Genomic DNA, 23,744 nt, shown 5'->3' with positions numbered 1-23,744 from the left:
AAGTGGATGGACGGCGTCCATCCCTGTGATGCAGGCCGACAGCGCCGGCCTGGGCAGGTATAGCGAAAGCGTTAATCGATGGCGGTAAGCAGCGGCTTCTGGTTGAAGAAGGCTTCAATGTTCGCAAACACCACATTGGCCATCTGCTGGCGGGTCTCATGCGTGGCGCTACCAACATGGGGTTGTAACAACACGTTGTTCAGCGCAATCAGCTCTTGCGGAACCTGTGGCTCCTGCTCGAAGACATCCAGCGCGGCGCCCGCGATCTCACCTTTGCGTAAGGCCTGAATCAACGCCGACTGGTCGACTAAAGAGCCGCGAGCGATATTGATCAACCAGGCGTGTTTCGGCATCGCCTGCAGTACGGAGCTGTCTATCAGCCCTTTGGTGGATTCTCCGCCAGAGGCCGCAATCACCAGGAAGTCGCACTCTTTCGCCAGGCTTTGCACATCGTCGCACCAGTCGTACGGCAGCGATTCACGGCGGCTGCGGCTGGTGTAACTTATCGGCATATCAAACCCGCTGGCACGGCGGGCAATGGCCTGGCCGATGTTACCCATGCCGATAATACCCATGCGTTTGCCGCTAACCTGAGTGCCAAGCGTTGGCGCGTTGTTCAGCCACTGACCTTCACGGACAAAGCGGTCGCCCTGGCAAAGTCGGCGGGAAGCCGCCAGCAGCAGGCCCATCGCCATGTCGGCAACGTCATTGGTTAACACGCCGGAGGTGAGGGTGACGGCAATCTTGCGGGAGCGGGTATAGCTGAGGTCGATAGCATCAGTGCCAACGCCAAACACGGCAATCAGCTGAACCTGTGGGAGCTGCTTCAACACTTCATTGCGGACGCCGATGTCACCACGGGTGACTACGGCCTGAATGGTGTCGCCAGACTGGGCCAGAAACGCCTGGGGATCTTGCTGCTCGTACAGGCGGTGAACCGTCCAGGCAGAGGCCAGGCGGTCCAGCAGGGCGTCAGGTACAGGAGCAATTAACAGGATGGCTGGAGTTGTCATGGGGTTCCCCTTCAAAGACAGTACGTCGGATACGTACTATTAAAGGGGTTTCTGAGTATTTAATTGCGAGCTGGATCACAGTGAATCGTGTTAGAAATCTGTGTTACCGACTACGTGATCGCGAAGGCCATAATTAGGGCTTTTTCAGCTTCAGATGGTCGCTCCCATCGACAGCCGATAGTGCAAATCGACCCGTTCGATAGTTGGAAGGTTATTGATCTTCTTGATCAAAATCTCGGTAGCAGTTTTGCCCATCTCGAAGCGCGGCGTGATCACGCTGGCCAGTTTGGGGGTTGTTACCTGACCAATCTCAAGGCCATGGAAACCGGCAATCGCCATCTCCTGCGGCACGGCAATGCCAGCAGCCAGGCACTCTTGCAGCACGCCAACGGCAAGGTCATCATTGGTGCAGAGAATGCCGTCCATATCGGGATACATCTGGCGGGCCATAGTCATCATTCCTGCGCCGGTAGAAACCGAAGAGACTTTTTTTGGGGCGATACGTCCGGTTGGCAGGCCAGCGTCTTCAACGGCTTTGCAGTAGCCTGCGTAGCGCTGTTCGTCGCGGATATCGGACATCGACCCGAAATAGATAACGCGCTTTTTGCCACTGCCAATCAGCATACTGGCCATATCAAAACCGGCCTGGAAGTTATTGAATCCGACGTTAACCCGGCCTTCGGTGGTGGTCAGCCCCATCACTTCGGCTACCGGAATGCCTGCGGCTTTCAGGTACTTCTCGGCGCGGACGGTGTGCACCGACTCAGTCAGTAAGATTGCCTTAACATTGAAGGCCAGCACGGTAGCGATCTGCTCCTCCTCACGCTGGCTGTCGTAATCGTAATTTACCACCAACGTCTGGTAACCCTGAGCCGTAGTCACGGACTCAACGCCGGCCAGCAGGTCGGAGAAAATCTGGTTATTAAAGGAGGGGATCAGCACGCCGATGCGGGGCAGAGCATTGCTGGCAATAGCGTGATTATCCGGGTCTGGCTCGTAACCCACCTCAGCAATCACGCTGGCAATTCGTTCGGCAGTCTCGGGTTTTACCTTTTCCGGCGTGCGGAGATAGCGGCTGACCGTCATTTTTGTTACACCCGCCAGAGTGGCAATATCATGTAACGTGATGCGTTGCATTTTCATAGTAGTTATCAGCTGACAGCCCTTCAATCCCTGCATTATGCCTGCTGCGACCCTTAAAGGAAATTGGATTAAGGTGCGGTTTTTCCTGTTCTTGCGGCTCGCTTCTCAGGGAAAAGCCGTCAGCGATCACAGCAACGGTATCCTGGTTTCGTAACAGTGCTTTGAGTGATCTGTATCACAGTTTAAAAGCGGTAAAACCCGTGTGATAAGGGCTATCCGGCCTCACCTCGCGCGAGCCACTCACTGCCTGAAGCTATGGAGCAGGAACAGATGAATTTATTCAGCTTAGAGAACAAACGTATTTTAGTGACCGGTGCAGCGCAGGGCATCGGTTTTATTATGGCGCGTGGCCTGGCACAGCACGGTGCGGAAATCATCATTAACGGCACCTCAGAAGAGCGTGCGGAGAATGCCGCAATGAAGCTGCGCGATGAAGGCTTTACTGCGCACACCGCCGTGTTCAACGTTTCCGACCCGAAAGGGGTTGAGGAAGGGATTGAAAAGATTGAGTCCACTGTCGGGCCGATCGACGTGCTGTTTAACAATGCCGGCATTCAGCGCCGCCATCCGTTTACTGAATTTCCGTTGGATGAGTGGAATGACATTATTGCCACCAACCAGACCGGTGTGTTCCTCGTGTCTCAGACCGTGGCGAAACGCATGATCACCCGCAATGCGGGCAAAATCGTCAACATCTGTTCAATGCAGAGCGAACTGGGGCGCGACACCATCACGCCGTACGCCGCAGCGAAAGGGGCAGTGAAGATGCTGACGCGCGGCATGTGTGTGGAGCTGGCCCGTTACAATATCCAGGTCAACGGCATTGCGCCGGGCTATTTCGAGACGCCAATGACTAAGGCGCTGGTGGATAATAAGGAGTTCACCGACTGGTTGTGCAAGCGCACACCCGCTGCACGTTGGGGCAATCCGGAAGAGCTGGTGGGCGCGGCGGTGTTCCTGTCTTCGAAAGCGTCTGACTTTGTGAATGGGCATCTGCTGTTTGTTGATGGCGGCATGTTGGCAGCGGTATAACGCGGAGGATCCAAAATGGCAGGTCAATGCATTATTGTGATGGGCGTGTCCGGTACCGGGAAATCCTCGGTGGGAACGGCGCTGGCAAATGCACTACAAGCGAAATTTATCGACGGGGACGATCTGCATCCCCGCCAGAACATCACTAAGATGGCTTCTGGCCAGGCGCTGAATGACGACGATCGTCTGCCGTGGTTAGGAAGGCTTTCAGATGTGATTTTCAGCCTTGAGCAGAAGAATGAGTCCGGCGTGCTGGTCTGTTCAGCGCTGAAAAAAAGCTATCGCGATCGGCTGCGTGAAGGGAATCAGAACGTGCACTTTATCTGGCTGAATGGTGATTACAACTGCGTGCTGGACCGGATGAAACTGCGCAAAGGGCACTTCATGCCGGAAGCCCTGCTGAAAAGCCAGTTTGCCGCGCTGGAAGCGCCCGGTGCAGAGGAAAGGGATGTCATTCCCATGGATATTTCCCCGGCTTTAAGCACCATCGTTACCCGCTGTGTCAGCCTGCTGCAGCCCACTCATGCGGCGCCAGCCGTGGCATCCTTATAACCGGAGACCGAACAACGTTATGATTATTGATACCTTCGAACAGGCAGCACAAAACCCGCTTTACCCAGCGGTGATCCGTAAAACGTTGCAGACTCTCCAGGCGAATAATGCTCAGACCCAGGCTGCCGGGAAATACGAGATCCAAGGCGAGGCGATCTTCTATTCGGTAATGGAAAGCGAAACGCGTGACTTTAACGCGCAGCAGCCAGAGTTCCACCGCAAGTATATCGATATCCATCTGGTGCTGGCCGGTGAAGAGATCATCGGCGCTGGCCCAATCGGTCTGGAGCTGGATCTGGTTGCACCGTTTGAAGAGCATAAGGATCTGGGCTTCTGCCACCGGATCGACAGCGAAACGCTGATCCACCTGCAACCAGGATCGTTGGCAGTGATCTTCCCGTTAGAGCTGCACCGCCCAATGTGTACCTTCGGCGTTCCCTCTCCGCTGCGTAAGATTGTGGTGAAAATCGATAGCGCTTTGCTGGAAGCTTAATTAGCGCGGAGTGAGTTTTTACAGCCAAATAAAAGAGCCTGAGAGTGAAAAATCCCAGGCTCTTTTATTTGAGTTGATTAATAACCAGGAACAGATCGAGTTCCCCATTTCATTAAGCCATTTCTGTCATCGTTCATGATCTCATCATGGATAGACTCCAGCACCCACCTACACTTAACTGCGATGTTGTTCACATCAGACAATGCATGCTTAGTCGCTGCATAAAACAGGAGATAAGACTTTTTTGACATACCTGGAAGGCTGCCAAAACAGATATTATCTGTGTCAAAAGATTCGACTTTTCCAGCGTAAGTCATCATATCGATTGAACTCAGAATGTGCAGCATAGCTTTTGGGTTACGTATTAAGCCTCGTTGTGCACTCTCAACCAGAGCAGCTTTTTTTTTGTCATCAGGGATATCCTTTAACCAGGGGATAGTGGCAATCCAGTCAGCATCACCCTGAGCGATTTTAGTGACAATAATGTCATACCAATCCGACTCATTGAGTTGGGCTTGAAAAGCAGAAATCCCATGCCCTTTAATCATATCTTTTACCGAAGCAGGTGTTATCTCTGCACAGGCAAAGGCTGAACAGAAGCACAAGGACAGAAGAAGTTTTTTCATGGCACCACCAATAAGTCTTTATCATTAGAAGTCCAAATCTCACGTCTTAACGACGGTTCCAAAATGATACATCCCTCAGAAGCCCATCCTGGAACGCCTTTTACCCTTTCTCCGTGGATCCTGAATGCTGTTCGCCCGAACATATTATTCGAAGGATCTGGTATCAATACTAATGTCAGAGGCCCTTTAGAAGTGGTTTTGTCTGAGATCCGATATTTCCCCTGAGGAATCGGTCCAAGACCGCGAACTTGCTGTCTTGAAGGATTGTTTTTGTTAGTCATCTTACCGGCATAGCCCGTTCCCCGATGCTCTGAATTATGAAACATCTCCCCAGTACTTTGATGATATATCCATGTCATGATGCCTCTCCTTATTCGGTGATCCTTCCGTCCCAACTGTCTGAATGAATCAAATTACCGTCCAGATAATGCCAGGTAATTTTTTCATAGGTTAATTCGATGTATTCAAAATGAGTATGCCGATGATATTGCGGTGCTTTGATATCAAGAAGAAAAGGGAGCACCGCTACCACTCTTACCTTCTCGAGCGTGGTCGAAAAGTAGGGTTCCTCCTGACCAGCATGACTGATGCGGTAAAAAACAAACTCCGCAGAGTTAAGGCATTGCCCGGTTGTCAGGGCTTTGTAGAGGAGGGGAGAACTGCGGTCAATTTCCTTCTCAAAAGCATAGGTATTGTAATTTCGCGTTCCGGTGATTTCTCCGCTTAAAGGATCGATCGGCAGTGAAACAGCGTGGTCGAGAGAGGTAACTTCTATACTTTCTTCACGTCCCTTTACCTCAACGCCACCTTTGATAGCCAAACCGCCATCATCTTTTAATCGTAAATAGACTGGGATTGCCATCAACATCTCCTTGTTAATTCCATGTACAGGCAAGGTGATGCTAAGGCTTGATGCTTTCTGCGGCTAGCAGGGAGGGGAAAAACTATGAGCCGGTTAACGCAAAGAAATAACAGGCGGCGGGAAAGGTTAAAAAGTAACAGTGAAATAAATAGGCTGATTATCGAATAAAATAGATGATGTTAATTCATTGCTAATTTAAATAATGGCTGGGGTGAGTTGAATGACTTTCAGCACCCCAGCCAGTCTGTTATTTACGTCGCGATCTGCGCCACAGCAGAACAATAATCAGCACAATGACCAGTACCGCAACTGAGCCGGGCACGATCCATGGCTGCACTTCTGCCAACAGAGGCGGATGACCCCCTTTACGCACCCAGGCCACATCGCCTGCGGTAACTGTTCCTGCCGGATTACCGTAGTTCTGACGCACGAAGTTGGTGATATCAGCCACCTGCTGGTCGTTCAGCTTGTCGACATACGACGGGGAGCTGAAGCCAGGCATCAACACATCGCCATCGGCGGTTTTACGCTGCACACCAAACAGAATCGCGGAGATCAGGTTATTGGGATCGCGCAGACCGGTTGCCGTGTTATGGAACAGCGAAGGATAAGCCTGATTCTTACTGCCCGCGCCATCTGGCTGGTGGCAGCTTGCACAGTTACCGCTGAACAGGGCGGCACCTGTGTTCAGTGAGTGGTTCGCATTATTCGGGTTACGCCCACGAATGCTGTTTTCCACATCCATCGGCTTGCCGTAAGAGAACGCGGCGCGCGTGTCACCTTCATCGCGAATGGCTGGGGTGCTTTTCAGGTAGACCGCAATCGCTTTCAGATCGCTGTCCGGCAGATATTGCAGGCTGTTTTCAACCGCTTCAGCCATTCCGCCCGCGGCCTGGTTTTTCCCTTCAGCCCGACCGGTTTTCAGGTACTGCATCAGTTCCCGATCGCTCCAGCCCCCAATTCCGCTCACCTTGTCGGAGGTGATGTTCGGCGCATACCAGCTTCCCAACGGCCCGCCTGCCAGTGGCTTCGCGCTGTCTTCCTGCATCAACACGCCACGCGGCGTATGGCAGGTATTACAGTGTGCCAGGCTGTTGACCAGATAGTTGCCCCGGTTCCACTCGGCGCTTTTGCTGGTGTCCGGCTCAAAGCGTTTATCGTTGGCGAACATCAGGTTCCAGAACTTCATGCTGAAACGCAGGCTGAACGGGAAGGGCAAACTGGTCTGCTGATTGGCCTGATCGACCGGCTTCACGCCGTGCTCAAAGTAGTAATAGAGCGCGTGCAGATCTTCGTCGGTCATCTGGCTGTAGGAGGTATACGGCATCGCCGGGTAGAGCTGCGCACCGTCAGCACGCACGCCATCCCGCACGGCAGCTGAGAATTCGGCTTCGGTATAATGACCGATGCCGTTGTCTGCTGGCGTGATGTTCGTGGAGTAAATAATGCCCATGGGTGAAGCAATCGCATACCCGCCAGAAAAGGCGTTTTTGCTGCCTGGCGCGGTATGGCAGGCCTGACAGTCAGAAGCGGAAGCTACCTGCTGGCCTTTGTGTAACAGGTTAAGGTCGAGATCCTCTGCAGCAGCGGCAAAGCTCAACCCTGCACCGGTTAGCGCTGCCAGCAGCAGGGGAAGCAACGTCAGTTTTTTCATACCAGCCCCTTCATGCGCATCGCCATATCCTGCGCTGCTTTTAGCGCCAGCGCGGCCATGGTCAGCGTGCTGTTAACCACGCTGGCTGAAGGAATGGCACCGCCACCCGGCAGCCACAGATTCTCATGATCGAAAGCACGACAGTTGCCATCAACTACCGCGTCTTTAGCGTCTTTGCCCATGATCACGCCACCCATGATGTGGTTGTTGGCGTTAAGACCTTTGCTGATATTGAACTCTTTGGCATTAAACAGCTGGCCGATATGCTCCAGCTGAGCGTGGGAAGCCTCCGCGCCTTTGCGCACGTAGTCGCCAACATCGTAATAGATATCCGGGCAAGGAAGGCCGTGCGGATCTTTACGGGTTTTGCTCAGCGTCAGGCGGTTTTCCGGGTCTGGCAGCGGCTCAAGGCTGATCGACAGATCAACGCTGTGCACGGCACGATAGCGAATCTCTTCATCCAGTGCTTTACCGACCAGGCCTTTTGCCAGCGCCTGTTTGGTGGCCGCTACCACGCGTGAGATGTTGTTCAGAATGACTTTGTTGGCAGAGTAATCGCGGCGGAATTCGCCATCGCGATAGCCAACCATACAGCTGCTCTGCGCCGGGCCGCGACCCAGCCAGACGGGCTCTTTGGTCAGGAAGGAGCAGTGGAAACCGGAGTGGTCCATCATATTGCGGCCCACCATATCGGAGCTGTTAGCGATGCCGGTTGGGTTCGCTTCGTTGGCTGCCATCAACAACAGACGTGGCGTTTCAATGCCGTTACAGGCCAGCGCGAAGGCTTTGCCAGTGGCTTTGTGTGATGCGCCAGAGCTGTCTTTCCAGTGCACGGCGGTAATGCGGTTGTTGCTGTCGGTATCCATTTTGTAGACCACCGCTTCAGCCAGCACGACAGCGCCGTTACGTTCGGCACGTTCGATATGGTGGATGCCGTTGTACATCGCGCCAATCGGGCAGATCGGCTGGCAGTTATTGTTTCCGCAGCAGGTCGGGCGGCCTTCCCACGGACGGGTACTGCGGCCCTGTGGGATCGGCACCAGGTTGTAGCCATGCGGATTCACCACGCTGGCGAAATAGCTGTCGCCGTGGGCAAAAGGCACCATATCCATGGGATAAGGTTGGCTGCGCTGCGAAGGAGATTGCCTGGCGGGATCGTGTGGACCAGCAACGCCAATTTCGTTTTCGGCTTTGCAGTACCACGGCTCTAATTCGTCATAGGAGATTGGCCAGTCGCGGCCTACGCCATATTTTGACTGCATCACAAAGTCGCTGGGATCATGACGCCAGCAGGACGCTGCCCAGTGCCAGGTTGTGCCGCCCACGACGCGCAGGTAACCCTGTTGAAAACTGGACGCGTTCGGGCCGGTCACATTGACATAGTTATTCGGTGGGAAATAGAGCGGCGCGGGCGCGAATTTCGACTGCGGGTAAAGTCCCTGAAAGTCTGACCCCGCGCGGTTAGCGAAGGGCATGTTGCGCCAGTTCTCTACCGCCTGAGAACGCTCAATGCGTAAACCTGCTTCCAGTACCAGCACCGAGTAACCCTGGCTGACCAGCTCGTTCGCAATCATGCCACCGACAACACCTGAGCCCACAATCACAATATCCGCGCTGGCATCGCCCTGCGCAGTAAAAACGGGTTGTTTCATAATTTTTATCTTATTTTTTAATGTTTTAGATTACAGGTTGGCAATCAGACCGTCGTTTTCATCCGGGACAGGAGCCGTCCACCAGATCGGGCCGTTACCGCAATAAGTCGGAACGACCAGACCATCGCTGACCGGGGCATACATCAGCGCCTGCTTATAGGCGACCAGCGTGCCGTGATAATCGCTGCCTACGGTACCGGTGTACCAGGCCGTAACAATCTGATAAAGAAACTCTTTCAGTCCTGCCTGGCTGGCTTTCTCCATCAACTGCTGGGCGCTGTCGCCCGCACTGAGCACCTGCGCCAGACGGGTTACCCGGGCGGTAAACTGCTTATCGCTGCGGGCAAAGGCTTCGTAGAAACGGGCCGCGAGTTCACTGTCGATCTGCTTATGCTCAGTGATCGCTTGCGAGACGGTAATAAAGTTTTTTACCGGGTCGCTGGCGCTGACCAGACTGGCTGCAAATGAATGACCAGGTACCGCAAACAGCGCGGCGGAGACCGTCAGATTGACGGCGGCGCGCAGGAATTCCCGACGATTGGAACCGGTTCCATTTTTGAGCGAAAGACCAGAGAGATCTGTTTTTGGCTGATGCATGGTATCCCTGAAGACGAAAGGTGTGAAAGGAATGAGACCTAAGTCACAAATCTTACTGGGATGGCCCTGTTTTGTTAATGGGATATTGCAGAAATTTATCGGGATGTGATGTTTTTAGCTCTAAATGATAATTTTGTTTAAAAAATAGCTAACCGCTGAGATTGATTAACTGCAATTGTAACTGGCTGATTAGGATGGAATTATGAAGGCAGAAAAAGGGGAGGCAGACTGGCGAAAGCGCGTTGACACGTTACGCCAGTCTTCAGCTGTTAACGGTCAGTACAGCTGGCGATAAAGCTCGGTAATATCCGCGAGGGTCGCCTCGCGCGGGTTGCCTCCCGTGCAGACATCGTCCAACGCGGCCTGCGCCAGTGCGGCGATATCTTCCTCTTTCATCCCCACATCACGCAGCCTGGCGGGAATGCCGACATCGGCAGAAAGCTGTTTCACGGCATCAACGGCGGCGACACGCACTTCACTGAGGCTCAGGCCACAGACTCTTGCCACTTTCATCGCGCGGGCAATATCGCGATATTTCTCGCCGGTATACTCCGCATTCCACGCCATAACGTGCGGCAGGATGATGGCGTTTGCCACGCCGTGCGGCACGTTGTAAAACGCGCCCAGCGGATGTGCCATGCCGTGAACCAGCCCTAATCCTACGTTAGAAAAGCCCATCCCTGCGATGTACTGACCCAGCGCCATATCTTCCACGCCCTGGACTTCTCCAGCCACGGACGCACGCAGCGAGCGGTTGATAATCTGAATGGCCTTCAGGTGCAGCGCATCGGTCAACTCCCACGCGCCTTTAGTGGTGAAGCCTTCAATAGCATGTGTCAGCGCATCAATCCCGGTGGCGGCTTTTAGCGAGGCCGGCATACTGGCCATCATCTCCGCATCAATAATCGCCACAACAGGAATGTCGTGGGGATCAATGCAGACAAATTTACGGCGGTTCTCTTCGTCAGTGATCACGTAGTTGATCGTGACTTCAGCTGCTGTGCCAGCCGTGGTGGGAACGGCGATAATCGGTACACAAGGATTGCGGGTGTCGGCGAAGCCTTCAAGGCTGCGCACGTCGGCGAATTCGGGGTTGTTGATGATGATACCGATGGCTTTGGCAGTGTCCTGCGGTGAGCCTCCGCCGATGGCAATCAAATAGTCTGCGCCTGATGTTTTAAACAGCTCGACGCCTTGCTGCACGACGTTGATGGTGGGATTTGGCACCACTTCGTCATAAATCATAAACGGCAGATGGTGCTTGTTTAGCAGCGCAGTCACTTTCTCCACGACGCCAGCTTTAATCAGCGCTTTGTCGGTGACCAGCAAGGCTTTTTTGAAGTTGCGTTTGTTCACTTCACTGACGATTTGGGCGATCGATCCGGCGCCAAACCAGGCCGTTTCATTCAATACCATTCTGTGTTGCATAAAGGCTCCTGCGTTGAGGGTTTCTTATTGTTTCTGAAGAGGTCGGAGTGAAATATGCGCAGGAAAAAGCAGGCAGGGTATTGATGAAGATCAGTCCAGGGCGAGTTTCCTCGCCCTGGTGAAGTTAACGCGGGGAATTAATGGTGGGCATACTTGCCGGAAGGCGTTTCATCTCCGTCGGGGGTGACCTCTTCATCATCGGTGATTTCGGGAACGGGCAGGCTGGCTGCCACGCCCCAGTAGTAACAGACCAGCGAGGCTACGGTGACCAGAATCATATCCGTTGGTGAACTGATGGCATTGATGCCGCCAAACGTCCCAAGATACGACAGGATCAGCACCAGCACGTAGTAAACCAGCAGCCACCAGGCGCATTTTAAATCGCGGGCTGAGGTGTCGGACTTCTTACCGAACACCGCATAACCCACCCATGCCAGCACCAGAATCGGGATCAGGATTTCGTTCACTGACCAGCCGCTCCAGTAGATCAGCAGGGTACTGGCAATAAACGCCAGCGGGCTGAGGAGGGCAGCAATCGGCAGGCGGAAGGGACGTGGCATAGTCGGCAGATGACGACGGAAGGCACCCAGCGTGATGGGCCCTGGCATATAGGTGAAGACGGTGGCGGAGGTGACTGCGCCAATCAAACCGCCCCAAACCTGAAATTCAGAAGGCAGCGTCCAGGCAATCGACAGGATCAGTGAAAGCCATAACGCACCGCGCGGCACACCGGACCTGGCATCGACTTCACCAAAGATTTTAAACAGATGACCGTTGCGTGCCCAGGCAAACAGCACGCGGCTGGCTCCTGCGAGGTAAATATTCCCCGTACCGGCCGGAGAAATAACGGCATCCACCAGAATCAGGTTAATTAACCAGGTAATCCCAAGGCTACGGGCCAGGTCCGCATAGGGAGACTGGAACACCTGCTTCAGACCCTGCCAACCGTGTGCAGACAGTGCTTCAGAAGGCACTGCACCCATAAACGCATATTGCAGGGCAATGTAGATAACGAAGCTCACCGCGATGGCGATAATGATCGACAGGGGCACGTTCCGCTGGGGGTTTTTAGCCTCACTGGCGAAGTCCACAGCCTGACGGAAACCGAGGTAAGCAAACACGATGCCTGCGCCGGTCAGTGAGGTGAAGATACCGTGTGCTCCACCTGGCGGCGGCGGCGGGACATCGAGATTCGCCCCTTTGTAGTACATGAACAGCGTGCCGATGGTCAGTAATGGCACGATAAATTTAAAGGTGGTGACGAGGGTGTTCACCCGGCCAAAGAAGCTGACGCTCCAGTAGTTCAGCAGGAAGAAGCCCACCAGCAGCAGGATCTGTACCGCGAAGCCTAAAGCTGTCGGGCCACCAGCGCTGTTACTGACCGCAGGCCACCAGTATTGTGCATACTGACGGACCGCTTCCACTTCCACCCCGGCGGTGCTGGTGTAAGCCAGTAAGGAGCTGACGCCGATAACGAAGCCCACCACGTTGCCGTGGGAGAAGTTAGGGTAACGAACAAATCCCCCTGCGCGCGGAATGGCGGCAGAAAGCTCGGCAAACACTAAGCCTATCATCAGCACGATAATGGCCCCTAAAATCCACGCCCATCCGGTCTGAGCCCCGGCATAACCGGAGCTGGTCAGCGCCGCATACAGCCAGCCGGAGCCGATCATCGACCCGATCCCCAGCAGGCTGAGATCGACCAACCCTAACTTTTGTTTAAATGCAGCCTTTGCCATATGAACCTCATGATGTGATGTCGCGAGTTATTTATTCACTCTTTATTATTGGGTGATGCGGTAAAAGGGGGATGTAGCATATTGCGTGCCAGGAAAAATAACGGCGCGTAACGTTATTAATTTGCCGGAGGTTTCAAGGGGAACACAGGCGGAATAAACCAAAGGAAAAAATAAAACCAGTAAATAAACTGCCGCAGAGGGAAGTGCGTTGTTCGCCAGCAGTGCGAGGCGCACCCGGATGATCCATTATTCAATAATTATAATGGATTTTTACATGTTGATATATTTATGGCTATTCCCCGGCGGACTATAAAATAGCCCGGCGGGGAGGTGTTTAATTAATTAGACATAATGCTGGCGGCTAATTGCGCACTGTCGGGCGTATTACCAATTAATTCGGTCAGTAGATTATTCACGCCATCACTCATTGGGGTGAAGTGAGTTTGTGCTGAACGCGTTACCACAATAAACACGCCAACGCTGTACTGCGGAACCATCGCCATATAGGTAATAAAGCCGCCGCCGCCGCCGGTTTTCTGGATGATGCCGGGCCTTCCACCCTGCGGCGCCATATACACCCACCCCATCCCCAGCGCCGAGGCTTTGCCAGGCACGTCCATGCCGCTGACGCGGGTCAACTGGTCACGCTGATAAATCATGGTCTGAATACGGTCGGCCTGCTGGGTGCGCGGATGCACGTCAGAAGAGAGGAACTGCTGCATCCAGCGGCCCATATCATCAGGCGTGGAATAGATGCCGCCGCTGCCAATGGCTGCCAGCGTATTCATGCACGGGCTGGCTCCTTTAGCGGCCACCATCAGACGGCGACACTGGTCAGGTGAAGGGGTATAAGTGGTGTCCTTCATGCCCAGCGGCCGGGTGATTTCACGCTGCAATAACGCTGAATAAGGCACGCCAGAGGCTTTCTGCAGCGCATCGCCCAGTAAATCGAAGGCCAGGTTGGAATAGGCGGCCTGCGTGCCAGGCGCGGCTTTCAGCTGGGCATTATCCAGCCAGTTCCAGCGCTGGGAGTGCGTTGGCCAGATAAAGACCGGACGCTGTGCCTTGCCGCCCGGCTGCTCGCGTGGCAAGCCGCTGGTGTGGGTAGCCAGGTTAATCAGGCGGATAGTTTGCCCGGCGTAGCTTGGCACGCTGCTGCCGGCAGGCGCGTATTTGTTCAAAGGATCGTCAAGGCGTACCACGCCCTGTTCAGAAAGCTTTACCAGCAGTTCACTGGTCAGCAGCTTGGTCAGCGAAGCGATACGGATCACCGAGTCTTTCTGCGGGCGAACGTTGCTGCCTGGACGAATATACCCCTGGCTGGCAAAAACGCGCTGATTGGCATCAATTGCCACCATCGCCATGCCGGTTGCCTTGGTGTTGTAGAAGATGTTCTGCGCGTAGCGGTCAACAATCTGGGACGCAAGAAGCGGATCGGGGCTGGTTCTCGCTGCCATGCCGCTGAGCGGGAGGGCAACAACCATGAGTGCCAACAAGCGGTGAAGAAGGGGTTTCAACGTGCGGATATCCATCTGAGTCAGGCTTAAGAGAAACCTTATAGTAATCTGTTTTATACCGGCTTAAAAAGCGGTCAGCGTGCTTTTCTCCGCGACATTTCCCACAAATTTGTATCAAGAGGGCACAAAAGTGCCCTCTCAACTATCAGGCCAGCGCCTGACCCTGATACTGCGCGTCGTTGACCTTGAACACGCTGATAGCCAGCGAAAGCTGTTCTGCCTGCTCCTGCAGCGACTGAGCCGCAGAGGCTGACTGGTTCACCAACGCGGCATTCTGCTGCGTGACCTGGTCCATCTGGGTGATGGCCATGCTGATCTCGTTGATGCCGGTGCTCTGCTCTGAGCTGGCAATCGAGATTTCGCCCATGATGGCCGTCACGCTCTTCACGCTGTTCAGCACTTCATCCATGGTGGTCCCGGCTTTAGCCACTTGCTTGCCGCCTTCGTCCACTTTGCTGACGGAATCTTCAATCAGCTGGGCAATCTCTTTCGCCGCTGAAGCAGAACGCTGTGCCAGGCTACGAACTTCGGAAGCCACCACTGCAAAACCGCGACCCTGTTCACCGGCACGTGCCGCTTCTACTGCGGCATTCAGGGCCAGAATGTTGGTCTGGAAGGCAATGCCGTCGATGACGCTGATGATGTCGACAATTTTGCGAGAGGAGCCGTTGATCATCTCCATGGTGCTGACCACTTGCTTCACTGCATCACCGCTCTGGCTGGCGACTTTAGAAGCCAGCGCAGCCAGCTCGTTGGCCTGGCGAGCGTTATCGGCATTCTGCTTCACCGTAGAAGTCATCTGCTCCATGGCGGAGGCCGTCTCTTCCAGTGAACTCGCCTGTTGTTCGGTGCGGGAAGAGAGGTCCATATTGCCGGCAGAAATTTCACTTGAGGCGTTATGGATCAGATCGGTTCCTGAACGGACTTCGGTCACGATGCGCAGCAGATTTTCATTCATGTGCTTCAGTGCCTGCATCAGCTGACCGGTTTCGTCAGTAGAGTTGACGCGGATCACCGTACGCAGATCGCCAGCCGCCACGTTCTCGGCGATGGTTACCGCTTCACGCAGCGGACGAACGATAGAGCGGGCAAGGAAATAGCCAAGCAGGATTGCGGCAATCACCGCCAGCGCGGAGAAGATCAGGGTGATATGAATGGCACTGTCACCTTCCGTTCCCGCCAGTGCACCTTCTGCTACTAATTGCCCAGACTGAGAGTCAGCAAAGGCGGCAGCCAGGTTCAGGTAGGTATTCTGTGCCGGTGTCATTTTTTGCAGGGCATACTCGGCAGCTTCATCTTGCTTACCAGCCCGGATCATCTCCAGCAGTGTCGATTTAGCGTTTTCAAATGTCTGAGCAGCTTCTTTAACTGCCTGAATTTTTTTGATGCCCACGGGAGTGGTTTGCAGTTCAGCAATCTTCCCCACCGCCACATTGGTTTTGTCAGTGGCATCAGTCAGCTGACCGAAGCGCTTGACGTTGTACTGTGGACGGGTAGTGTCGATCACCATACCGCGCAGGAATTTGATCTGGTCGTTAACGCCATCGCGCACGTCAAAGGCCAGTCGAACTTTGATATAACGATCGCTGACGATGCTGCTCACTGCGGTGTTAATGGTGTTGATTTTGACCACTGCGGTGGCGCTCACGATGATCAACAATAAGATCACCAAACTGAACGCAGCGCCGAGGCGAACCCCGACCTTCATATTTTTCACTGATGCCATCACATGTTTCCCTCTGAAAGACAGGGCTTTCGTTTGCGCCCCTGAAGCAGGTTAAATCGGCAACAGGGGCGAAAACTTGATGGATATTTGTGAGGCAGGTCTCAATTTACTCGGTGGCGGTGACCTGCAGACTGACCAGTCCTATCCCCAGCTTACGCGCTGCGAAGCCATCGATGGCCCCCTCCGCGGTCTCTTCCGGTGCCGGTGGCAGGATTTCAAGCGTGCGGGATTGTGAAGGATTAGTGAAGTGGACCTTCACCGTTGTGTCGCCATTGCCCAGCTTAATTTGTTGCGTACTGTCGCCCACTTTCAGCGTAAACGGCTGTTGGCTGTTTTTACCGAAGGCTCGCGCCGTCAGCGTCAGGTCAAATTCCGCAGGCAAAGGTTCCAGGTACTGCACGGTCACTGTTGGCAGCAGATTCGCGTCAGACCAGCGTCCGCCCCAGGGCTCAATAAAGGAGAGGCCGGTAACCTTTTGCACCTGCTTTGGCAGACCTGGCAAGCCGAAGATCACGCGGTCGGCGGTATAGCGCAGATCCTCATCGGTCACTCTCAGGCGGGTGACCGCCTGCTGATAACGATCATCACTCTGTTTGCCGGTCTGCCTGAAGGTGACTTTGCCTAAGGTATTGCCCGGCTCAATCTGCATAATCTGCGGCGTGGAATTCAGCGTGCCGTCAGCCACACAAAGGCCAGGATTGAGCTCCAGTTTCTCGTCCCAGACATCGCCCATTTTAAAGCAATGGTCGATCCAGACGAACTTCTCGTCTGGCGCAAAGCTTGCCAGCTGTTGCTTCAGCGGTGCAGCCAGATACACATCAAATTTCGGCTCAATCTTGTTCGGTTTTACCGACAGCAGCAGCGGCAGCTTGAAGTGCACGCCAGAGAAGCTGAAGGTATTTTTGCTGGTATCAATTTTGTAATCTGAAATGGCTTTCGGGAAGTTCCACAGCTTGATGACGTCCGGTTTCCACTCGTTGATCTTCTCTTTTATATTCAGGTAAGTGGCTACCATCGATGTGGAAGAGAGGCTGCTGCGGCCCAGGCCGATAAAGTTATCGCCACCCATCGCATCCAGCACCGTCGCGCCGTTGTCCATCGTGCTGCGTTTCACCGGCAGCACTTTGCTGGTGACGTCGTTGCCGCGCAGCATAAAGAACAGATCGCTGCGGTCATGCTGGTTCAGGTATTTAAAGGCGGTGTTGTTCATCGCCAGGTGATCGGAACTGACCACGATAATGGTGTTCTTAAAGTACGGCGTAGCCTGTATACGCTGGATAAGTCTGGCGATATGTTCCTGGCTACAGGCCACAGCCGCAAAGGATTTGTTAGGCTTACCTTCAAACGGATAGTCTTTCCGCTGGCAGCTGCGTGAGATAAACCCGTCCGGATGGTGGGTATCAACCGTTAAGGCAAACAGCGAGAAAGGTCGGTTCTGCTTCGCCAGTTCCAGGTATTTATCGAACACCACATCCAGCAGCGTGTCGTCATACCAGCCCCAGTCATTACGGTAATTTGGATCTTTCACCACGCTTTTCAGCTCGTTGTAGCCATACAGGTGATCAAAACCGTGTGAAGAAAGGAACAGATCTTTTCCGGCGAAGCTCAGGCTCGCGCCCTGATAAAAGTAGTTCTGGTAACCGGAAGACTTGAGGATATCGCCCAGGCACACGTTCTGTGGGTAGAAGGTGGAAAGGGAGCTGGAGGCATTGCCGTCGAACGGCGCAAACAGCGGAATACCGCACTGAGAAGCCACCATACCAGCAATGGTATATTCCGTGCCCGGCAGCTGTTCGGTATTACTAAAGTCGTAAGCGTTATTTTTAATTTTGCTCAGTTCTGGGGCCAGATTGGGAAAAGCCTTCTCATCGAAATAGGTACGTTCCAGACTTTCAGCATAAATATAAACCAGGTTGGGCTTATCACCGCGCAGCTGCTTGCCTGGCACTTTGTAATGGGTGTAAAAATCGGAGTTACCTTTTCCAACCTGAGATTTAATCAGGCTGGCAACCTGCTGAAAAGCCGGTGTCGTTTTGATCGAGGCCAGCGCCAGAATGACCGCCAACAGGCTGTATAACTGACTGGCACGGTGGCCTTTGCGCAGGCGTAACAGCCAGGACAAAAAGACAAAGAGCAACACCAGGGCAATAATTAACCCCACGGCAGGGAGGATATATTTACTGATCCCGGCACCGCTTAAGCTGCTGGTGATAGTATAAATAACCGCGTCGTTAATCCCTTCACCCGTAAAATAATTACTCGCGAGCAGGGAAGCGTTAAGAATAATATAAATGCCAAGACACAGCAGAATAGTGCTGAACCACAGTTTATTTCTTCCGGCTTTCCAGGTGTAAAGCGACACCGAAGCAATGAACAGTACCAGCGAAAGTAATTCTGAACCCATGAGCTTTTTTTTATCCTCAACCTGACGCGATCCCTGCCCTGTGCCGGAAGTAGTAGTGGTCTGATCTGCGCAATACGCCAATTTAGCGCAGCGAATTATCCCTGGCAATGTTGTTACCACCCAGAGAAAAGACCCGGACCCGGTCATTTATTACAGGCTGTTTACACTTTGTTTAATTTTGTATTATCTCCACATCGCTAACATTAACGTTTTCGCGGTGGGAACAGGGCCAGTTGCGGCGAAATACGTTGAATTTACGGCAAATTGTAGCCTGACACGGCAAAGCATTTCCGTGAGTGTTAAGTTAAATTAATGTTATTTTTAGTCCGGGTCGCCGCCAACGACGTCACGGAATTCAGATTTAGATCACGTTAAGCCAGGTCGTTAAGCTCTTGATGCCAGAGGCTGTCCATCGCCAGCTCCAGTTTTTTAAATAAACGGTAACGGGGTTCATGGAAGGCGACGCGGACAGGATCGGGTTGCAGGATAACCGGGTTCAGCTTGACCGCCTGAGCAACACCTTCTGCCAGATTAGCCCAGACACCGACGCCAACGCCGGCACAAATTGCTGCCCCCAACGCACCCGTCTCTTTGCACTCCGCCACCTGAATGGGTATTGCCAGCACATCGGCAAACATTTGTGGCCAGATGCAACTGCGGGTAGCTCCGCCTGAAAGGGTGGCAGACGTGAAGGGTAATCCGGCGGCGCGCAGCCGATCGATATGCGCGCGGTGAGCAAAAGTCACCCCTTCGAATAAGGCGAACAGCATATCCGCCCGTGTGTGCCAGCCACTCAGGCCGTAGAATCCGGCTTTGGCTGGCTCCTCTTTTCGTCCTGAATAGAGATAAGGGTGATAGACAGGCAGGTGAGCATCCGGCACCACCTGTGCGACTAAGTCACTGCTTTGTTCTGCGCCGCTGCCGCTGCGTCCGTCGGCAAACTCACGGATAAACCAGTCCAGATTGGCAGCAGAGGTGGCGCTGGCTTCAATCGCCATATAACGGTCGCGTTCAATCAGGGCGTTCATAAATACCGGGCGCAGGTAATCAGGGCGGGAAACCACCACCTGATTAATGCTCCAGGTGCCGGCCACAATCGAGGCGTCTCCCGGTAAAACCACCCCTGAACCCACGGCACTGGCCACCACATCAAAAATCCCCGCCACCACAGGAATACCTTCAGGCAAACCAGTGAGGTGTGCGGCTTGGGCCGTCACTTTTCCCACAACCTCGCAGGATTCATGCAGGGCCGGAAGAAGTGGCAGGGCGTCCGCCAGATCGTATAACGCCAGCAGCGCCTCGCTGTAACCCCGAACAGCATGGTCAATCAGCCCGGCTCCAGACGCATCGGAATAGTCAGCGCTGACTATTCCGCAAAGAAAATGGCCGATCACGTCTTTGGCGCACAGCACATGCCCGATCCGTTGATAGGTCTGCGGCTGGTGGCGTTTCAGCCAGCTCAGCAACACCGGCGTTGAGCTGGCCCAGACTTTTTGCAGCGAACGTGCATAAATAGCAGCAGCGGAGCCGCTTTTCTCTAGCTCGCCCACTCTGTCGGCGGCACGGCTGTCTACCGACTGGATGCCGATTAACGGTTGCTGTTCTTTATCCAACGCATACAGCCCGTTGCCGTGACCAGCGGCTCCCACGGCAATCACCTTCGCCTCCGGCATCTGGGCAAGGCAGGCTTTAATCGCCGTGGTGACGCCCAGCCAGACCTCATCAATCGGGCGTTCGGCATAGCCAGGTTGCGGCTGGTGGGTTTCCCCGGCACAGCTGGCAACGGCACGAACCGTGCCGTCCAGATCAAACAGCACCGCTTTAATCATGGTGTTACCGGCATCAATGCCCAGCAGTTGGCTCATCACCTTCTCCGTTTTAGTCTGCGCGCTGATAGATCGCCAGTGCTTCTTCTCCGCTAACGCCCTGATGAATAATCGCCATCAGTGCGGTGACCACGCTGGCCGGATTGCTGTGTTGATAGACGTTACGGCCATAAACCATGCCGGAAGCGCCCTGGGCCATCAGCGCAGCGCTCTTGTTCAGCACGGCACCCAGTTCTCCTTTGCCTCCGCCACGCACCAGCGTTGGACAGCGGGCCGCTTCCACCACGCGGTGAAACTCTTCCACATTTTCTGTGGGGTCCACCTTGATGATATCCGCGCCGAGTTCGCGGGCCAGTCTGACCAGCGGCACCATTTGCTCCACATCACCCAGCGATCCATACGCAGCGCCTTGTCCGGCCGGGGCCATGACCAGCGGTTCAATCATCAGCGGCATTCCGTAGCGCTCGCAGGCATGGCGCAGGCGGCCTATGTTCTCAATACACTGGCGGAAAATGCCCGGCTCATCCGGGATCAGATAGAGGTTGACTACCACCGCCGCGGCATCCATTTGCAGGGCCGCCAGAAGGGGATCGTCCGGATTGTGCAACACTGCCCACATCTCGCGATGACGGGCGGCGTTGTAGGCATTGCCCACGTCGGTGCGCAGCACCAGCGCAGGCTTATGCCGCTGCGGCAGTTGCTGAAGCAGATCGGCCTGGCCGTAGTTCACCTGAATAGCGTCCGGTTGAGCCGTCACCAGCTTGCTCATTACGCTGGCAATATCTTCCAGGCCGAGCAGAAAATCGGGCTCGTTGGCGATGCCGTGATCGATAGCGACATCCAGGCATTTACCCCGATTGAAGAGTCGGTTAAGCCTCACTTTCTGACTGGCTGTCATGGCGGGGCTCCTTATTAACGGCCACAGGGGAAAGCCTGCCAAGACCATGCAATTTGGCAAGACGTGTAAGGGTTTGATTGAGGTGCTGCTCTGCCTGGTCGGGCGACCAGTTGCGCTCTTCTGCCAGCAGACTGTTCACCTCCTGTATCAGAGGCACAGTAAGCAGCCCGCTGATGGCGAGAGACGTACGCCGGATTAACAGGTCCTCAAGCGTCTGCACCTGCTCATGCTGGATCAGGAAGCGTAATTCGTTCTGGCTCCAGTCCAGGTTGGTGTGCAGAGGCTGGTCGGGTTGCTGAGACATACAATTCAACAGGGTTTGCGCACGAGTCCCGTAGCGGGAAACAAGCTGTGAAACGCGTGCAGGGGACAGGCTGAATTCATTACTCAGCTCTTTCATCCACACCGGCTTACGGGCGGCATTGGGGTAGTTACGGCCCCCGCCTATCGCCAGCTCAACCGTGCTGACTTTGCGGCTTTCCCCCAGCAGCTTCAGCACTCTGTCTGCTGCCTCTTCACCAAATTTACGGAAAGTGGTCCATTTTCCGCCGACCAGACACACAGTGGTGAACTCGCGGCCTGCAACCGGTGGCAGTAGCACTAATGAATGATTGCGGGAAATGGTGCCATTGAAGGCGGAGTCGCTGGCTGGCAGAGGGCGCACGCCGCTGAAGGTGTAAAGCACGTCTTCGTCTTTAACTTGCAGACGGGGAAAGACAAAGCGCAGTGATTGCAGTATGTAGGTCTTCTCATCGGCTTCACAGATCACCTCATCAGGGTCATCCACCCGGATATCGGTCGATCCAACCAACACGTTGCCGTACCAGGGAAACATGATGCAAACCCGGCCTTCCTGATTTTCGTAGTAGACCATTTCGCCATCCAGCATCTGCAACAGCTCCGGGCTGCGCAGGATAAGGTGCGAACCCTTAGTTCCTCCGATCAATTTCTGTGCGGCAACAGCTGGGCTTAATGTGCCGTTTACCCGATCGATCCATGCGCCGGTCGCATTGACCACCACATGTGGCCTTAATGAGAACGTCTCGCCGCTGAAGCTGTCACGCAGGGTAAGCGTCTCTCCGTCACACTGCTCAACGCTGACATAGTTCAACGCCAGGGCGGAAGGGGCAGCACGCTCTGTATCGTCAATCAGTTCGAATCCCAGTCGTTCCGGCGCGGCAATCCAGGCATCGTAATAGGCTGCGCTGCACTTCACCCAGTCAGCAAAGCCTGGCCAGCGCTGCTGAGTCTGTTGTTTAGTATGCAGCTGATGTTTGGGCATCGTGCCGAAGCGGCGGGACCAGGTGTCATACAATGCCAGGCCGGTTTTGATCACCAGCGCACCGCGACGACTCGGTTTCTCGGAAAGGCGCAGAAAGCGTTTACCGGCATTCATCAGGCCGCCGCCCCAGCTGTCAATCGGTACGGTGGTGCGCAGCGGGGCAACGAAGTGCGGGGCATTTTTAAGCAGCCGATCCCGTTCCTGCACCGACTCTTTGACCAGCGCAAATTCGCCGGTTTCCAGGTAGCGTAGTCCGCCGTGGATCATGCGTGATAGCGCGCCACTGGCCGCCTCACACCAGTCACCTTTCTCTACCATCACCACCGGGATCCCTTGCAGGGCCAGCTCGCGGAAAGTGCTGATGCCGTTAATGCCGCCGCCAATAATGAGTACCGGTGTGCGGGTGAGTTGCCGGAGCCGGGTCAGGCGCGCTTCGCGATCGTCGGGCTTGCTGCTGTCAGATGCCATGCTGTCCTCCTTATGCATTCCATTGTGAGGTATAGCAGTCAGGGACAGAAAATCACTTCGGTGTTGCAAAACTGTTAACCAAAGCGGCTTTAATCCGGCCTTATCGGCTGAAGATGACAAAACATCACTCCAAAGCGCGAAGACGCACAAAATGATTCAATTACCGCACAAAATAGCCATCTTTGTGTATGAATGCGTCGAATGACACATTTCCTTAATGATTTCGTCAAGTAAATCGCACGAAACGGTCATGTAATGCGATTTTTTGTCATGTTTCTCAGGCTATTATCTGCGGGCAAAATTTTAAGGCTATTCTTATCAGGGATACATAATGTTAACAAAAATGCGCGTTTTATCTCAGGCCATTGGTCTGGGGCTGCTGATTGGCAGTGCTTCGTTTGCTGCCCATGCTGAAATAACTATTTTGAAGCAAGACCCACAGGCTGGCGACCCGCTCAGCCGCCTGAATTTCACCATTGGCGGCAGTATCCGTCCGCAGTTCAATAACATGACAGGCGAGGGTGACAAGGGCTCTTACAAACGTAATGGCTTCGATGGCGGCAGCCGTTTCCGCTTTGCTGCGGATTACTACCTGTTTGATGACATCAGCTGGGTTGGCTACTACGAGCTGGGTGTGAATATTCCAGCGGTGTTTGACTGGGACAACCACCATGCTGACGGCGCGAACGACACCAGCCGCCGTATGCTGTACACCGGTTTCAAAAGCAAGACCTGGGGCCAGCTGACCTTCGGCCAGCAGAACAGCGTTTACTATGATGTGGTTGGCGCGAAAACGGATATCTGGGATTACGACATGCGCGCCCAGGGCCCG

20 protein-coding genes are annotated in these 23,744 nt (G+C 54.2%); 4 read left to right on the top strand and 16 right to left on the bottom strand.

Features of this window, described 5'->3' with window-relative positions:
* Positions 1 to 71: 71 nt before the first annotated feature.
* Positions 72 to 1,013 carry a 2-hydroxyacid dehydrogenase gene (locus tag WCC56_RS03690; protein WP_424691088.1) on the bottom strand — a complete coding sequence of 314 codons (942 nt, stop codon included), beginning with the start codon at positions 1,011 to 1,013 and terminating at the stop codon, positions 72 to 74.
* A gap of 150 nt (positions 1,014 to 1,163) precedes the next feature.
* Positions 1,164 to 2,156, bottom strand: a complete 993-nt coding sequence (locus WCC56_RS03685; protein ID WP_424691087.1) for a LacI family DNA-binding transcriptional regulator — start codon at positions 2,154 to 2,156, stop codon at positions 1,164 to 1,166.
* Between the two features lie 270 nt (positions 2,157 to 2,426).
* Between WCC56_RS03685 and idnO the strand changes: the two genes are divergently transcribed.
* The 3 genes from idnO to WCC56_RS03670 are packed head-to-tail and all read left to right on the top strand — an operon-like array spanning position 2,427 to position 4,233.
* Positions 2,427 to 3,188, top strand: a complete 762-nt coding sequence (gene idnO, locus WCC56_RS03680) for a gluconate 5-dehydrogenase (protein WP_424691086.1) — start codon at positions 2,427 to 2,429, stop codon at positions 3,186 to 3,188.
* Positions 3,189 to 3,203: 15 nt separating this feature from the next.
* Positions 3,204 to 3,740: a gluconokinase gene (locus WCC56_RS03675; RefSeq protein ID WP_424691085.1), complete on the top strand. Its 537-nt coding sequence runs from the start codon at positions 3,204 to 3,206 to the stop codon at positions 3,738 to 3,740.
* A gap of 19 nt (positions 3,741 to 3,759) precedes the next feature.
* Positions 3,760 to 4,233: a YhcH/YjgK/YiaL family protein gene (locus WCC56_RS03670; RefSeq protein WP_424691084.1), complete on the top strand. Its 474-nt coding sequence runs from the start codon at positions 3,760 to 3,762 to the stop codon at positions 4,231 to 4,233.
* Between the two features lie 77 nt (positions 4,234 to 4,310).
* On the opposite strand, the gene WCC56_RS03665 is transcribed toward WCC56_RS03670, so the two are convergent.
* From WCC56_RS03665 to WCC56_RS03600, 14 genes are all read right to left on the bottom strand, one after another.
* Positions 4,311 to 4,859, bottom strand: a complete 549-nt coding sequence (locus tag WCC56_RS03665) for a hypothetical protein (RefSeq protein ID WP_424691083.1) — start codon at positions 4,857 to 4,859, stop codon at positions 4,311 to 4,313.
* The gene (locus WCC56_RS03660; protein ID WP_424691082.1) at positions 4,856 to 5,218 is read right to left on the bottom strand and encodes a tlde1 domain-containing protein; all 363 of its coding nucleotides are present in this window, start codon (positions 5,216 to 5,218) and stop codon (positions 4,856 to 4,858) included. Before WCC56_RS03660 ends, WCC56_RS03665 begins: the two co-directional genes overlap by 4 nt.
* Before the next feature lie 11 nt (positions 5,219 to 5,229).
* On the bottom strand, positions 5,230 to 5,721 hold the full coding sequence (gene tssD, locus WCC56_RS03655) for a type VI secretion system tube protein TssD (protein WP_424691081.1): 492 nt from the start codon (positions 5,719 to 5,721) through the stop codon (positions 5,230 to 5,232).
* Positions 5,722 to 5,968: 247 nt separating this feature from the next.
* Positions 5,969 to 7,375 carry a cytochrome c gene (locus WCC56_RS03650; protein ID WP_424691080.1) on the bottom strand — a complete coding sequence of 469 codons (1,407 nt, stop codon included), beginning with the start codon at positions 7,373 to 7,375 and terminating at the stop codon, positions 5,969 to 5,971.
* Complete coding sequence (locus tag WCC56_RS03645; RefSeq protein WP_424691079.1) at positions 7,372 to 9,027, bottom strand: GMC family oxidoreductase; 1,656 nt, start codon at positions 9,025 to 9,027, stop codon at positions 7,372 to 7,374. Before WCC56_RS03645 ends, WCC56_RS03650 begins: the two co-directional genes overlap by 4 nt.
* Positions 9,028 to 9,057: 30 nt before the next feature.
* Complete coding sequence (locus tag WCC56_RS03640) at positions 9,058 to 9,624, bottom strand: sugar dehydrogenase complex small subunit (RefSeq protein WP_424691078.1); 567 nt, start codon at positions 9,622 to 9,624, stop codon at positions 9,058 to 9,060.
* A gap of 276 nt (positions 9,625 to 9,900) precedes the next feature.
* Positions 9,901 to 11,052 carry a lactaldehyde reductase gene (gene fucO / locus WCC56_RS03635; RefSeq protein WP_424691077.1) on the bottom strand — a complete coding sequence of 384 codons (1,152 nt, stop codon included), beginning with the start codon at positions 11,050 to 11,052 and terminating at the stop codon, positions 9,901 to 9,903.
* Positions 11,053 to 11,189: 137 nt separating this feature from the next.
* Positions 11,190 to 12,791, bottom strand: coding sequence for an APC family permease (locus WCC56_RS03630; RefSeq protein WP_424691076.1), 1,602 nt, complete (start codon positions 12,789 to 12,791; stop codon positions 11,190 to 11,192).
* Between the two features lie 338 nt (positions 12,792 to 13,129).
* On the bottom strand, positions 13,130 to 14,323 hold the full coding sequence (gene ampH, locus WCC56_RS03625) for a D-alanyl-D-alanine-carboxypeptidase/endopeptidase AmpH (RefSeq protein ID WP_424691075.1): 1,194 nt from the start codon (positions 14,321 to 14,323) through the stop codon (positions 13,130 to 13,132).
* A 130-nt stretch (positions 14,324 to 14,453) separates the two neighbouring features.
* Complete coding sequence (locus WCC56_RS03620; RefSeq protein WP_424691074.1) at positions 14,454 to 16,034, bottom strand: methyl-accepting chemotaxis protein; 1,581 nt, start codon at positions 16,032 to 16,034, stop codon at positions 14,454 to 14,456.
* A gap of 106 nt (positions 16,035 to 16,140) precedes the next feature.
* Entirely contained in the window at positions 16,141 to 18,438 is a 2,298-nt protein-coding gene (opgB, locus tag WCC56_RS03615) for a phosphatidylglycerol--membrane-oligosaccharide glycerophosphotransferase (RefSeq protein WP_424691073.1), read from the bottom strand.
* Between the two features lie 371 nt (positions 18,439 to 18,809).
* Complete coding sequence (locus WCC56_RS03610; protein ID WP_424691072.1) at positions 18,810 to 20,303, bottom strand: FGGY-family carbohydrate kinase; 1,494 nt, start codon at positions 20,301 to 20,303, stop codon at positions 18,810 to 18,812.
* Between the two features lie 13 nt (positions 20,304 to 20,316).
* Positions 20,317 to 21,162: a class I fructose-bisphosphate aldolase gene (locus WCC56_RS03605; protein WP_424691071.1), complete on the bottom strand. Its 846-nt coding sequence runs from the start codon at positions 21,160 to 21,162 to the stop codon at positions 20,317 to 20,319.
* Positions 21,134 to 22,912, bottom strand: coding sequence for a glycerol-3-phosphate dehydrogenase/oxidase (locus tag WCC56_RS03600; RefSeq protein ID WP_424691070.1), 1,779 nt, complete (start codon positions 22,910 to 22,912; stop codon positions 21,134 to 21,136). Before WCC56_RS03600 ends, WCC56_RS03605 begins: the two co-directional genes overlap by 29 nt.
* Before the next feature lie 331 nt (positions 22,913 to 23,243).
* Between WCC56_RS03600 and WCC56_RS03595 the strand changes: the two genes are divergently transcribed.
* Positions 23,244 to 23,744: porin (locus WCC56_RS03595; RefSeq protein ID WP_424691069.1), on the top strand; the 501-nt coding region annotated here is incomplete at its 3' end.

The sequence above is a fragment of the Erwinia sp. genome (assembly GCF_049696395.1).
In the GTDB taxonomy this organism is placed as follows: Bacteria; Pseudomonadota; Gammaproteobacteria; order Enterobacterales; family Enterobacteriaceae; genus Erwinia.
This window is presented reverse-complemented; position numbering and strand designations above follow the sequence as displayed.

Coding starts and splice junctions, on each gene's coding strand:
- WCC56_RS03690 (WP_424691088.1), bottom strand. CDS start 1,013: ATGACAACTCCAGCCATCCTGTTAATTGCTCCTGTACCTGACGCCCTG.
- WCC56_RS03685 (WP_424691087.1), bottom strand. CDS start 2,156: ATGAAAATGCAACGCATCACGTTACATGATATTGCCACTCTGGCGGGT.
- idnO (WP_424691086.1), top strand. CDS start 2,427: ATGAATTTATTCAGCTTAGAGAACAAACGTATTTTAGTGACCGGTGCA.
- WCC56_RS03675 (WP_424691085.1), top strand. CDS start 3,204: ATGGCAGGTCAATGCATTATTGTGATGGGCGTGTCCGGTACCGGGAAA.
- WCC56_RS03670 (WP_424691084.1), top strand. CDS start 3,760: ATGATTATTGATACCTTCGAACAGGCAGCACAAAACCCGCTTTACCCA.
- WCC56_RS03665 (WP_424691083.1), bottom strand. CDS start 4,859: ATGAAAAAACTTCTTCTGTCCTTGTGCTTCTGTTCAGCCTTTGCCTGT.
- WCC56_RS03660 (WP_424691082.1), bottom strand. CDS start 5,218: ATGACATGGATATATCATCAAAGTACTGGGGAGATGTTTCATAATTCA.
- tssD (WP_424691081.1), bottom strand. CDS start 5,721: ATGGCAATCCCAGTCTATTTACGATTAAAAGATGATGGCGGTTTGGCT.
- WCC56_RS03650 (WP_424691080.1), bottom strand. CDS start 7,375: ATGAAAAAACTGACGTTGCTTCCCCTGCTGCTGGCAGCGCTAACCGGT.
- WCC56_RS03645 (WP_424691079.1), bottom strand. CDS start 9,027: ATGAAACAACCCGTTTTTACTGCGCAGGGCGATGCCAGCGCGGATATT.
- WCC56_RS03640 (WP_424691078.1), bottom strand. CDS start 9,624: ATGCATCAGCCAAAAACAGATCTCTCTGGTCTTTCGCTCAAAAATGGA.
- fucO (WP_424691077.1), bottom strand. CDS start 11,052: ATGCAACACAGAATGGTATTGAATGAAACGGCCTGGTTTGGCGCCGGA.
- WCC56_RS03630 (WP_424691076.1), bottom strand. CDS start 12,791: ATGGCAAAGGCTGCATTTAAACAAAAGTTAGGGTTGGTCGATCTCAGC.
- ampH (WP_424691075.1), bottom strand. CDS start 14,323: ATGGATATCCGCACGTTGAAACCCCTTCTTCACCGCTTGTTGGCACTC.
- WCC56_RS03620 (WP_424691074.1), bottom strand. CDS start 16,034: ATGGCATCAGTGAAAAATATGAAGGTCGGGGTTCGCCTCGGCGCTGCG.
- opgB (WP_424691073.1), bottom strand. CDS start 18,438: ATGGGTTCAGAATTACTTTCGCTGGTACTGTTCATTGCTTCGGTGTCG.
- WCC56_RS03610 (WP_424691072.1), bottom strand. CDS start 20,303: ATGAGCCAACTGCTGGGCATTGATGCCGGTAACACCATGATTAAAGCG.
- WCC56_RS03605 (WP_424691071.1), bottom strand. CDS start 21,162: ATGACAGCCAGTCAGAAAGTGAGGCTTAACCGACTCTTCAATCGGGGT.
- WCC56_RS03600 (WP_424691070.1), bottom strand. CDS start 22,912: ATGGCATCTGACAGCAGCAAGCCCGACGATCGCGAAGCGCGCCTGACC.